The sequence below is a fragment of the Arthrobacter sp. Y3221087 genome (assembly GCF_059089905.1).
Genome location: NZ_JBNHFE010000001.1, coordinates 1,410,067 through 1,422,352 on the forward strand (window position 1 = coordinate 1,410,067; position 12,286 = coordinate 1,422,352).

The following is a 12,286-nucleotide window of genomic DNA, read 5'->3' on the forward strand; positions in this document are numbered from 1 at the left end:
CGGCGTGGACTGGTTCTTCGACGCCAGGCTGATTGACGGCCCCCTGTACTGGGCAGCCCTCGTCCTGGGTGCCGCCGGGGCCGGCTACCTCCTGCTGCCGCCCCCTTCGTCCCAGACCGGACGCCGCTGGATCTTCCGCATCATCGCGGCCGCGGCTGCCGCCTTTGCCCTGGTGGCCACTGTCCACTGGGCTCTCATCAACGTTTTCACCGTCTTCCCCGAGAACATCCCGGACACCGTCCTGCTCTGGGTGGTGCCCGCCGTCGCCGCCGTGCTCCTGGGCCTGATGCGCCTTCCGCATACCAGTTGGCCGCGCCGCGGGACCGCCATCCTGGCCGCACTCCTGGTGGTCGCGCTGTCTTCGGTGCAGATCAACGCCTACTTCGGCCTGAACAGGACTGTCAGCGACCTTTTGGGAACAACCCTGTCGCGGATTCCTACCCTTGAAGCCGGGCTGATGCGCCAGCCCGGCCAGCCTGACGGCGCGATCCTAGACGGCTGGAGCCCGCAGGGGGAACTTCCGGCCGGGGGAGCCCTTCGCAGGGCCTCCATTCCCGGAACCCTGTCCGGGATGGACACGCGGGAAGCCTACATCTATATGCCGCCCGCGTACTTCGCCCCCAACCGCCCGGCGCTTCCGGTCCTGGTCCTGATCGCGGGCCAGCCGGGCGGCCCGGCGGACTGGCTGACGGGCGGGACCATCCAGGCCCACATGGACTCCTACGCCGCAGCACACGGCGGGGTGGCGCCGGTTGTGGTGATTCCCGACCCCAATGGTTCCCAGTCGGCCAACACCATGTGCATGGACAGCCGGATTGCCCGTGCGGATACCTACCTCACCAAGGATGTCACCGGGTGGATCAGCTCCACGCTCGTGGTGGACACCAACCACAGCCGCTGGGCAACGGGCGGTTTCTCGTTCGGCGGCACCTGCGCGCTGCAACTGGCCACGCGGCACCCGGAACTCTTCCCTGCGGCACTGGCATTCTCCGCGGAAGCCGAACCGGCCATCGCCAAGGAACGGCAGAAAACCATCGACGCCGCCTTCCCCGGTAATCCCGAGGCCTTCAACCGGCAGACGCCGCTGGCCATCATGCAGCAGCAAAGGTTCGAAGGCAGCGGCCTCTACCTGACGGCCGGACAGAACGATCCAGAGTTCGTGGGGTACCTGCGGACGCTGGCGGCCGCAGCGGAAAAGGCAGGTTTCACGGTACGGGCCTACGAGGTGGAAAACACCGGCCATTCCTGGGACACGTCATCGCGGCGGATTGCGGATGCCCTGGATTTCCTCATGGACAGATGGGGGCTTCGGCGGTGAGCTCCGGGAGGGAGGTCCGCACCGCAACACTGGCGTGGGACACCGTGATCCGGCCAGCACTGGCCCGTGCCGCCGGCGAGCTGCGGTCCGTGCCGTTCAGCCTGTGCGTCCTTGCGGTGTTCCTCACTACCGGCGCACTAACAGGCAGCTTCGTGGCGGGGCCTCCGGAGCACCTGCTGGAACTGGCCGGCGTGAGCGGGCCCGGTCTCCGTGACGGCAACTGGTGGCAGCTCTTCACCAGCCTCTTTTTCGCCACCAACCCCTTGGCGTACCTGGCAGCGTCACTGATGATCATCGTGCTGCTGGGGCTTGCGGAGCGGAAACTGGGGTCCCGGGCAGCGGCCGCCCTGCTGTTCGGAGGCCAGTTTGCCGCGGTGACACTATTCCTGCTCATCACCCAGCTGGCTGCGTACGGCGGAGACGGATGGCTGGACCAAATGGCGGACGACATCCTGATCGGGCCCTACGGTCCGGTCCTTGCTGCAGGGCTGGCCGGCAGTGCACGGCTGCCGGTGCTGTGGCAGCGGCGGCTACGGACGGCCGTGATCTCCGTTTCGCTCCTGCTGGTCCTGTACGTGGGGCACGCCGAAACGGTCATCGGCCTGCTTGGCGCCCTCCTCGGCCTCCTGGCTGGCTGGTGGATCCAGGGCGACCAGGGCCACCTGCACCGGCACCGGTCAACGGGCCGGGAGGCGAGGAACCTCCTGGCACTGACCGTCGCCGTCTTCGCTGTCGGACCTATCCTCACCGGAATAGCGCGTGCGCCCACCGGGCCGCTGGCACTGCTGCGCGACGTGGTGCTGAACCCGATGCCCACACTCAGCCAGCTCGCACTGAACTGCGGGGCAACCGTTGAGGCCTCCTGCCTGGAAGCGGGACGTGCAGGATTCGCAGGCCCGTTCGGGCTGGCCCTGGCCGTTGTGCCGGTCCTCCTGCTGCTGATCTGTGCCGACGGCATGCGCCGGGGCCGGAGGCTGGCACTGAACATCGCCATTGCCATCCAACTGGCCGTCACGGCACTGGCGGCCGTCTATCTCGCCCTCTTTGCGCTGGTGCCCTCGCGTCCGCAGGGGCCGCAGGCGGCACCCATGGGATCGGCCTTCGCGCACGTGCTGCCGCTCGTCGTCGTGCCCCTCCTGCTCGCCGTGGTCCTCTGGCTCAACCGGCGGCAGTTCCGGGTGCAGACGCTCCCTGCTGCCCGCCGCACGGTGGCCCTGGTGGTCGGCGGCACATGGGGAGTCCTGGCGACCGCCTACGCCGGCGCATGGTTCTGGTCAGGCGGCCTGGAGCGCGACGGCGGGCTGCTGGGACTTTTCGCCGAGCTCGCCAGGCAGTACGTCCCGGTTCCCATCCCGCAGCACTACCACCGGGTTTTTGCCGACCGGAACAGCGTGGAGGCAGTCCTGTTTGCCTACTCGGGCCCCGTGTTCTGGGTGGTGGCACTGGTGGCGGTGTGGTGGGTGCTGATTGGACACCATGGCCATGACTCCGGATGGCAGGACCGCGCCAGGGCGCGGGAACTGCTGCACCAGGGCGGCGGCCCGCTGTCCTGGATGGCACTGTGGGAGCCCAACACCTACTGGTTCAGCCCGGACGGGCAGGGTGCAGTTGCGTACCAGCGGCACGGCAGCGTGGCATTGACCCTGGGCGGGGCAATAGGACCAGCACAGTCACAGCCGGCCGTCACCGAGGGGTTCCTGGCCTATTGCCGCAGCCACGCCCTGATCCCGGCGCTTTACTCCTGCGACGGCTCCTTGTGGCCGGCGCTGCAGGAGCGCGGGTTCGCCCGGGTGCCGGTTGCGCAGGAGACCCGGCTCGCCATCCGGGAGCTGGAGTTCAAAGGCAAGGAGTGGCAGAACGTCCGGACCGCGCTGAACCGGGCGGCAAAGCTGGGGGTTGAGGCGGTGTGGGGCCCCTACCACGCGCTGCCGGCCTCACTGCGGTCGAAGCTCAACGAGGTCTCGGAGGAGTGGGCGGCCAACAAGTCCGTCCCCGAAATGGGCTTCACCCTGGGCGGGGTGGACGAGCTGGACGACGACGAGGTCCTGTGCTGCCTGGCCGTGGACGGCAACGGCACGGTCCACGGCGTGACCAGCTGGCTTCCCGTGTACGACGGCGGGCGGCTGGTCAGCAGGACGCTGGACGTCATGCGGCGGGGCGCGGAAGGATTTCCAGGCGTCATGGAATTCCTCATCGCCTCGGCCGTGCTGGAGCTGCGCGGATCAGTGGAGGTGATTTCCCTGTCCGGCTCGCCGCTGGCCAACCACGGCGGCGCGAACGACAGTACCGGGGACCGGGACGGGGCCGAAAACCTGGTCCGCATCCTCGACCTTGTGGGGCATGCTTTGGAGCCGGTGTACGGCTTCCGTTCCCTGGCCGCGTTCAAGTCCCGGTTCAAGCCGGAGTACCGCGCGCTGTACCTCTACTACCAGGACCCGCTGCACCTGCCGGCGATCGGGCGCGCGCTGACCCGCGCGTACCTGCCCGGGCTTTCCCTGCCGCAGGGAGCACGGCTGGTCAGCAAACTGGTCAAGTAAGGACAATTCACAATAGGTGTAAAACTTGCGGCCGGGATGCGGGAAAAAGCATATCGAAACGCGAAACGAAGCACCCATAAAAAATGATCCCCGGCGGCAATTGCCGGGGATCATTTTATTACTGCATATCGCCGAAGCGGGTATGCGGCGGGGGATTAGACCAGCGTCACGCCGGTAGCCTGGGGGCCCTTGGCTCCCTGGCCGATCTCGAACTGAACGCGCTGGTTCTCATCGAGGGTCTTGAAGCCGTTGGTCTGGATCTCGGAGTAGTGAACGAAGACATCACCGTCGGAGTCATCCGGGGTAATGAAGCCGAAGCCCTTTTCAGCGTTGAACCACTTGACGGTTCCCTGTGCCATTTATTTCTCCTCATTGTGGAACTTTTTTAAGATCGGCACACCTCGTACCGGCCTTGGTCACTCCGCGAGAAGAATCCTGAATTCCGGGCCCTATTCGGGGATCCGGGTTGCAGGAGCTTCGCGCTCGCAACATGTCTTGCGAGCATGAAAAACACCTACACAAAGACTGAGACAAGAATTTCATGCCTCTTCGCGCCGGTCAACGGTTTTTGCGGTGAAAGGGCCAAAATTTAGGTAAAAACCGGGTTAAATGCCTTGTCAGAAGGCTTTGGGATTGACCGGGCGCGAATGTGACAGGTCAGAAAAGGCGCGATTCACTGTCATCGACGCCGCGCATTGCGTCGTAGTCCAGGGTGATGCAGTCGATGCCGCGGTCAGTTGCCAGCACCTTCGCCTGCGGCTTGATCTGCTGGGCCGCAAAGATTCCGCGCACGGGTGCAAGCAGGGGATCGCGGTTGAGCAGTTCCAGGTAGCGCGTCAGCTGCTCCACGCCGTCGATGTCGCCCCGGCGCTTGAGCTCGATGGCCACGGTGCCGCCGTCCGCGTCCCGCGCCAGGATGTCCACCGGTCCAATGGCAGTGAAGTACTCGCGGCGGATCAGCGAGTAGCCGGCACCGAGGGTTTCGATCTGTTCGGCAAGGAGCCGCTGGAGGTCGGCCTCCACGCCGTCCTTGATAAGGCCGGGGTCCACCCCTAGATCGTGGGATGATTCGCTCAGCTTTTCGTGGATGTTGATGATGAGACGGTCATCCGTCTTCGCCGACTGGACGGTCCACTGCTCCACCACCCCCAGCTCAAGGTCCACGTCCTCCGGGGAGGAGACCCGCAGAGTGGCGGGCGGGCTCATCCAGTTGAGCGGCTTATAGGATCCGCCGTCTGAGTGAACCAGTACGGAGCCGTCCGCCTTGACCAGGAGGAGCCTGGTGGCGAGGGGGAGATGGGCTTTGAGCCGGCCAACGTAATCAACGGAGCATCGGGCTATGACAAGTCGCACGCGGTACAGACTACCGCCTGCAGCCTTGCGGCCAGTTCCCGACGGCGGCACGCACGGCGGTTCCGCGGACGCGGCCCGAGCGGACGCGGCCCGACACGCACGGCTGGGGCAGAATGGATGCATGCCGCGTTCCAACCGTCCCCGCCGTCCTGCCTCCGGAAAAGGTGCAGCTACGGGAAAATGGGGTGCGGGGAAAAAGGGCGGTGGGGAGGTTCCCGAGCTGGACCTGGAACGGGCCCGGGCCGGCATCGCCCGCCGGGAAAGCGCTCCTGACGGCGAATGGATGGTCCGCACCATGACGGCCAGGAACGCCGAAAAGACCTACATCTGCCCGGAATGCTCCACCGCCGTGCTGCCGGGGGTGGCGCACCTGGTGGTCTGGAAGGACGACCACCTCTTTGGCGCCGCCGCCGGACTGGCGGAGCGGCGGCACTGGCACACCAACTGCTGGATGTCGCGCAGTTACCGTTACCGCTGACCGGAGCGGGCGGAGGGACCCCTGCTGTCGCTAAGCTGGCAGGCATGACTTTTGATCCGGCGTCGTATGAATTCACCCCCGCCCAGGGCCCCGCTCCCATCCGTGCCGCCACCGTCCTGCCCGCCCGGCGTGAGAACGTGGAGCTGCAGACGGACGACGGCCACACCCTGGTGGGTGAGCTCGCGCTGCCGGAATCGGGGCCCGTCCATGCCACGCTCATCACCCTGCACCCCCTGCCCACGCACGGCGGTTTCATGGATTCGCACGTGTACCGCAAGGCCTCGTACCGCTTGCCGGCGCTGGCAGGCGTGGCAGTCCTCCGCTTCAACACCCGCGGCACGGCATCCCCGCGCGGCACCAGCTCGGGTGCCTTCGAAGAAGGAATCGGGGAACGGTACGACGTCGAGGCGGCGGTGCGGTTCGCCGTCGAACGCGGCCTGCCCAACCGGTGGCTGGTGGGCTGGTCCTTCGGCACCGAACTGGCGCTGATGTACGGCGCGGTGGAGCCCGTGGCATCGCAGGTGGAGGGCGCCGTCCTGCTATCGCCGCCGTTGCACCGTGCCACGGACAAGCACCTGCAGCAGTGGGCGGAATCGGGCAAGCCGCTCACCGTCCTGGTTCCCGAGCACGACGACTTCCTCCAGCCGGCCGAGGCGGCCGCACGGTTCAGCCTGGTGCCGCAGGCGCGGGTGGTGGGCGTCGACGGCGCCAAGCACCTGTGGGTGGGGGAGAAGTACGCAGCCCGGGTCCTGAACGAGATCGTGGACGACGTCACCGAAGCCGGCTCCGGGGCTGCCGGGCTGGCGACGGAATGGGACGGTCCGTCGGCTACTGCTTCGGCCTAGGCTGCAGGGGCGGGATTCAGTGTTGGTCCTGCCGGACGATGTAGATCTCCCGGATCAGCAGCAGGACGGCCGCTGCCGTGGGAATGGCGATCAGGGCGCCGAGGACCCCCAGCAAGCTGCCGCCGGCGATGACTGAAATGACTGCCACCGCCCCCGGCACTGCAACAGCCTTTTGCATGATCCGCGGCGAGATGAAGTACGCCTCGAACTGCAGGTAGGCGAAGTAGCAGATGGCGTAAACCGCGGCCGTCTGCCAGCCCTCCGTCAGGGAGACAAGCAGCACCACCACGGCGGCAATTAGGCCGCCAACCAGCGGGATGAAGGCGAGCAGGGCAACGACGAAGGCCAGCAGCAGGGCGAAGGGAATGCCCAGGATGGACATCACGACGAAGGCGAAGGTGGCATTGAGGAGCGCCACGCAGGCCTGGCCGATCACGTAGTTGCCCACAGACCGGGTGATCTCCTCGGACAGGGCCTCCACGCGGTGGCGGCGGGAGCGGGGAGCCAGCCGGTACCCCCACTTCTTCATTGCCGGCAGGGCCGCCAGGAAGTACAGGCTCAGCACCAGCACGATCAGGGCCCCGAACAGGCCGTTCGCCACAGTGGAACCGAAGCCCACCACGCCGCCGAAAATGCCGCCCACCGCCGCGGGGTCGTTGACGAACTTGTCCAGTTCCTCCGCCACCCGGTCACGGACGCCGAACTGGTCGTCAAGGCTGCGGAAGAACTCGGAATTGATGAAGTCGCGGATCCATATCGGCGCCTGCTCCACGATTTCCGTCACCTGCTCCACGATGGTGGGGATCAGCGTGGCAAAGAAGCCGACGACGGCGCTCACCAGGACAGTCACCGACACCAGGATGCCTGCCGGACGCGGGATCTTGCGGTTCTCCAGCCAGCCCACCACCGGTTCCAGGCCCAGGGCGATGAACAGGGCCGCCACGATCCACAACAGCAGCTGCGTGGTGTTCGAACCGATCCAGTAGACCAGCAGGGCAAGCCCCACGCCCACGGTTCCCATGAAGCCCATATAGAGAGGATGCTGCGGCGACATCCGTGGGCCGGGGCGGCCGAACTGCGGGCGTACATCGCCGTCAGGGTCGGTGGTGGTGACTTCGTGCTCCTGGACGTACTCCGGCGGCATCTCGAACCGCAGCCTCGGCTGGGCACCCGGCAGCGGCTGGCGAAGCCGGCGGGCCACAAAACCGAGCGCCGCCGCGGCAGTGCCCTTCCTTCGGGCGTGCGGGGCTCCCTCGGGTGCGGCTGCCGGTGGCTCTTGGCCCCCGGGATTGTTGGATGCCGCGGAAGACTCGTCCGTCTTGTCAGTCACTGGTTTTGAGGGCCTGTTCCGTGCGTGGCGCCGCGTCAACGGGCCAATGTGATGATCATCGCAAACACTATCAGCAGCCTTGTCAACAGCTGCGGACGGGGGCGGTCCGTGGCATATTGCGGAGGCGGCAAGCGCACCCAATCCGGGGCCCTGGTAACAAAACGGTTACTATGGGAAGCAAACCCCCGCTGATGATAGGTGTTCCCTTGCGTTTAAAGACTGCAGTCGCACTTGTGCTGCTCGGCCTCCTGACACTTTTGGCCGGTATCGGCCAGAGAACCATCTGGGCCCCTTCCGAGACCTTCACGGCAGCCGCGCCGGCCGATACGGCGGAAGCGCCGCTGACCGTCATTGACCAGAACCTGCGCACCCTGCATGGCGGTACCGTCAAGATCAGCATCGAGGGCGACGGCAACTTCCTGCTCGCCGCCGGCCGGCCGGATGACGTCGACGCCTGGGTTGGCCAGTCCGCGCACAACACCATCAGCGGTGTTTCGGAGGACGGCAAGTCCCTGCAGGTTGAGCACACCGACGGCGAAGCTACCGCCCCCAACCCGGCAGGCTCCGACCTTTGGGTTTCCAGCGAAAATGCCAGCGGCGAACTCGAATATTCGTGGACCCCTCCGGCAGACGGCGACTGGACACTCCTGCTCGCCTCCGACGGAACAAAAGCCGCCCCGGCCTCCGTCTCCATGACGTTCCCCAACGACACTTCCACTCCCTGGGCCGTTCCGCTGATGCTGCTTGGGTCCCTCCTGATCCTTGCAGGCATTGTGCTGGCACTGCTGTCCGCGCGCAAGCGGAACGGTGAAGGCGATGGACAGGGCAGCGGCTTTGCACAGCGCGCCCGTGCCCGGAGCCAGTCGGGGGCCGGATCTTCCAAGGTAACCTCGCGCGCCAGCATGGTGGCTGCGGGCATCACCGCAGCGGTCCTCGCGGGTTCCGGCACTGCCGCGTACGCGGCCACGCCGGCTCCGGAAGCCAGCGGTTCGCCGTCGGCACCAGCTGCCCCGGAGGCCGGATCGCCGGTCCTGCTTGACGCCCAGTTCCGCCGGATCCTGGAGCAGGTCTCCAGCGCCGTCGACGCCGGTGATGCCGCCAAGGACGCGGGCCAGCTTGCCGAGCGCGTGGGCGGCACCGAGCTGGAAGTGCGCACCCAGAACTACAAGATCCGCTCCCAGGTAGGCTCCTACGAAGCCAGGATGCCGGTGCGGTCCACCAAGCTGCTCACCACCGTGGTCACCAGTGACCGCGACTGGCCCCGCTCCGTCCTGGCCGTGACGCAGGGCGACGGCAACGTGGTGCCACAGCTGCTGACCCTGGTCCAGCCCTCGCCGCGCGAGAACTACAAGCTCGTGGAAACCACCCCGCTCCAGCCCGGCGCCACGTTCCCCACCATCAGCCGCGGCGGCACGGACACGCTCGCCGCCGGTGACAAGACCGGCCTGCTGTACAGCGGGGAAGAGGCACTCTCGGGCCTCGCCGACCGCCTTACCACTCCCGATTCCGCCTTCAAGGACAAGCTTGTTGAGGGCGAGTCCTCGCCGTACATTGCTGACACGCTGTCCTACCAGGCAGAGGTGGTCAAGGCCGGCGAGAACGGCAACTTCTCCTTCACCCACAAGGTGGTACCGGAAAGCACGGTGGTCTTCCGCACCGATGACGGCGGGGCGCTGGTCCTGGGCCGGATCAACTTCGGTTTTGAAGGCACCCCGAAGGCTGCCGGCGACAAGCTGACCATCGGCGAGGATGCAGCAGCCCTGGCCGGTGGCAAGGAAACCACCACGGGCATGGTGCTCAACTTCGCCGAGTCCATGGCGGTGTACATTCCGCCTGCCGGCTCCACCGACCCCATGAAGCTCGTCGCGGCAACCCGCGGCCTGGTCGGCGCCAGCTTCAAGTAGCCCCGGCACCGCGTTACTTCCGGCAGCGGCCGGAGTGGCTAAAGTGGAAAGCATGAGTTCGCCTGCTTCCCGCCCAGTCCCTCCAGCCGCTGCCAGCCTGCTTAACCTGCGCGGCGCCGTCGACCTTTCCTCCCTGAAGCAGCGCCCGGCCGCGCCTGCCGGAACCGGTGCCGCCGCTGGTACCGGCGGGTTTGGCAACGGCGGACCGGAGGAGACGCAGCCCGGCGGACCGGACCTGAGGGTCAACGTCACGGAGGCCAACTTCCAGCAGCTGGTGGAACTTTCCGCGCAGGTCCCCGTGGTGTTCGCCCTGTGGGCCCCGTACTCGCCGGAGTCCACAGGGATGCTGCAGACGCTGGACAGCGTGGTGAAGAGCTACGGGGGCCGGCTTGTCCTCGGCGCCGCCGATATCGAGGCGTTCCCCCAGCTGGCCCAGGCATTCCAGGTGCAGGCGGTGCCTACCGCCGTCGCCGTCCTCAGGGGACAGCCCGTGCCGCTCTTCCAGGGCAGCGCGGACGAGCAGCAGGTGCGTGCCCTGTTTGATGAGCTGTTGAAGGTGGCTGCGGCGAACGGCGTGACCGGCAGCCTGAACGCCGGCGCCGGCGAAGAATCCGAACCCGCGCCCCTGCCGCCACTGCACCAGGCCGCCTACGACGCTATCGAGGCGGGCGACTTCGACGCTGCCGCGGATGCCTACCGGCAGGCGCTCAAGGAGATGCCCTCGGACCACGAGGCCAAGGCAGGGCTTGCCCAAGTGGAGCTGATGGCACGCCTGCAGCCGCTGTCGGCCCAGGACGGCGAGTCCGTCCGCACGCTCGCCGCCAACGAGCCGGACAACCTGGAAGCCCAGCTGGCTGTGGCGGACCTGGACATCGCCGGCGGACACGTGGACGACGGCCTGAACCGCCTGGTGGCATTCATTGGGAGGAACTTCGGTCCGGAGCGTGAGACCGCCCGCATCCGCCTGCTGGAACTCTTCGACGTGGTTGGCGCATCCGACGAACGCGTTTCCAAAGCGCGCCAGGCCCTGGCGAGGGTCCTCTTCTAGTGCCGGGCCTGTTCGATCCGCTGAAGCTCCGTTCCCTGGAGCTCCAGCACCGCGGCTGGCTGTCACCCATGTGCCAGTACAGCTGCGATCCCGACGTCGCGCCGGGGGTTCCCAACGACTGGCACCTGATGCATCTGGGTTCCTTCGCCGCCGGCGGGGCCGCGCTGCTGCTCACCGAGGCGGCTGCGGTGGGCGCGGAGGGCCGCATCAGCCCCCGCGACGCCGGGCTCTACAACGATGAGCAGGCCGAAGCGTGGCAGCGGATCACCACGTTCGTGCACCGTCACGGAGCGGCCGGCGCGAAGATCGGGGTACAGCTGGCGCATGCCGGGCGGAAGGCGTCCACGTGGTGGCCCTTTTCCGGCAGGCACGGGAGCGTGGCAGCATCCGACGGCGGCTGGGGCACGGTGGGCCCGTCGGCAGTGGCCTTTGACGGCTACGAGGTTCCAGCCGCGATGACAGCGGAACAGATCCAGGCGGTCATCGCCGACTTTGCAGCAGCGGCGAAACGCGCGGTGGAGGCCGGCTTTGACACCGTGGAGATCCACGGCGCGCACGGCTACCTGCTGCACCAGTTCCAGAGCCCGCTGACCAACCTGCGCACCGACGAATGGGGCGGGAACGAGGCCGGCCGCAACCGGCTGATGCTTGCCGTTGTCGATGCCGTGCGGGACGCCATCCCCGACTCGATGCCGCTGCTGCTGAGGATTTCCGCCACCGACTGGGCCGAAGGCGGCATTGACCTGCCGGCCTCCGTCCGCCTGGCACGGCAGGCAGCGGGACGCGGCGTGGACTTGATTGATGTGTCCAGCGGGGGAGCAGTGGCCCACCAAAGGATCACTCCCGGTCCCGGATACCAGACCGGATTTTCCGAGGCCATCCGCAAGGAGGCCGGCATCCCCACCGGGACGGTGGGCCTGCTGACCTCAGCCGGGCAGGCCGGGCATGCCATCGCTACCGGACAGGCCGATGCCGTGCTGATCGCCAGGGCCGCGCTCCGCGACCCGCACTGGTGGCTGCGTGCGGCCTTCGAACTGGGCCATGAAATCGGTTGGGCTCCCCAGTACGAGCGGGCGCTGCCGCGGCGCAGCTTCTGAGTATGTCCGGAGAGGATCAGCAATGACGGACAATGATTCCAGCAGCCTCGACCAGCGGCTGGAATACACCATCCTTGGGCTCCTGGCTGCGAGGGCCGCCACGTCCACCATTTGTCCGTCCGACGCGGCGCGGGCCGTCGGCGGCGAACACTGGCGCGACCTCATGGAGCCGGCCCGGCGTGCGGCGCGGCGGCTCGTGGATGCCGGCGAGGTAGTGATTACCCAGGGCGGTTCGGTGGTTGATCCTGCCACTGCGAAGGGGCCCATCCGCATCCGCAAGGCCACTTAGGAAGCGCGGGCAGGCCGGCGGGGCGGGCAGCTGCCGTACGTCCTTGTTTCTACTCCTCCCGGAGGACCCCGCAGCCGTGTTCCGGGG

At 67.2% G+C, this 12,286-nt stretch carries 11 protein-coding genes; 8 read left to right on the forward strand and 3 right to left on the reverse strand.

Annotated features, from left to right (window positions below; genetic code table 11):
* The first annotated feature begins 4 nt into the window (after positions 1 to 4).
* Positions 5 to 1,318 carry an alpha/beta hydrolase gene (locus AC5RUO_RS06710; protein ID WP_494008634.1) on the forward strand — a complete coding sequence of 438 codons (1,314 nt, stop codon included), beginning with the start codon at positions 5 to 7 and terminating at the stop codon, positions 1,316 to 1,318.
* On the forward strand, positions 1,300 to 3,855 hold the full coding sequence (locus AC5RUO_RS06715) for a bifunctional lysylphosphatidylglycerol flippase/synthetase MprF (protein ID WP_494103123.1): 2,556 nt from the start codon (positions 1,300 to 1,302) through the stop codon (positions 3,853 to 3,855). The genes AC5RUO_RS06710 and AC5RUO_RS06715 overlap by 19 nt, the downstream gene beginning before the upstream one ends.
* Positions 3,856 to 4,010: 155 nt before the next feature.
* On the opposite strand, the gene AC5RUO_RS06720 is transcribed toward AC5RUO_RS06715, so the two are convergent.
* Positions 4,011 to 4,214, reverse strand: coding sequence for a cold-shock protein (locus AC5RUO_RS06720; protein WP_133346276.1), 204 nt, complete (start codon positions 4,212 to 4,214; stop codon positions 4,011 to 4,013).
* Positions 4,215 to 4,512: 298 nt separating this feature from the next.
* Positions 4,513 to 5,208 carry an endonuclease NucS gene (gene nucS, locus AC5RUO_RS06725; protein WP_494008632.1) on the reverse strand — a complete coding sequence of 232 codons (696 nt, stop codon included), beginning with the start codon at positions 5,206 to 5,208 and terminating at the stop codon, positions 4,513 to 4,515.
* A gap of 121 nt (positions 5,209 to 5,329) precedes the next feature.
* On the opposite strand from nucS, the gene AC5RUO_RS06730 reads away from it, so the two are divergent.
* Entirely contained in the window at positions 5,330 to 5,686 is a 357-nt protein-coding gene (locus AC5RUO_RS06730; protein WP_494008631.1) for an Rv1322 family protein, read from the forward strand.
* A gap of 44 nt (positions 5,687 to 5,730) precedes the next feature.
* A complete protein-coding gene (locus AC5RUO_RS06735; protein WP_494103124.1) occupies positions 5,731 to 6,531 on the forward strand; it encodes an alpha/beta hydrolase in 801 nt (266 codons plus the stop codon).
* A gap of 16 nt (positions 6,532 to 6,547) precedes the next feature.
* On the opposite strand, the gene AC5RUO_RS06740 is transcribed toward AC5RUO_RS06735, so the two are convergent.
* Positions 6,548 to 7,861: an AI-2E family transporter gene (locus tag AC5RUO_RS06740; protein ID WP_494008629.1), complete on the reverse strand. Its 1,314-nt coding sequence runs from the start codon at positions 7,859 to 7,861 to the stop codon at positions 6,548 to 6,550.
* 191 nt (positions 7,862 to 8,052) lie between these two features.
* Between AC5RUO_RS06740 and AC5RUO_RS06745 the strand changes: the two genes are divergently transcribed.
* From AC5RUO_RS06745 to AC5RUO_RS06760, 4 genes are read left to right on the forward strand one after another with little or no spacing between them, the layout of a single operon-like run.
* Positions 8,053 to 9,765 (forward strand): DUF8094 domain-containing protein, encoded by a 1,713-nt coding sequence (locus AC5RUO_RS06745; RefSeq protein WP_494008989.1) that lies wholly within the window; start codon positions 8,053 to 8,055, stop codon positions 9,763 to 9,765.
* A 52-nt stretch (positions 9,766 to 9,817) separates the two neighbouring features.
* Positions 9,818 to 10,813, forward strand: coding sequence for a co-chaperone YbbN (locus tag AC5RUO_RS06750; RefSeq protein ID WP_494008628.1), 996 nt, complete (start codon positions 9,818 to 9,820; stop codon positions 10,811 to 10,813).
* Positions 10,813 to 11,910: an NADH:flavin oxidoreductase/NADH oxidase gene (locus AC5RUO_RS06755; protein WP_494008627.1), complete on the forward strand. Its 1,098-nt coding sequence runs from the start codon at positions 10,813 to 10,815 to the stop codon at positions 11,908 to 11,910. Before AC5RUO_RS06750 ends, AC5RUO_RS06755 begins: the two co-directional genes overlap by 1 nt.
* 22 nt (positions 11,911 to 11,932) lie before the next feature.
* Positions 11,933 to 12,199 (forward strand): DUF3253 domain-containing protein, encoded by a 267-nt coding sequence (locus AC5RUO_RS06760; RefSeq protein ID WP_494103125.1) that lies wholly within the window; start codon positions 11,933 to 11,935, stop codon positions 12,197 to 12,199.
* Positions 12,200 to 12,286 lie beyond the last annotated feature (87 nt).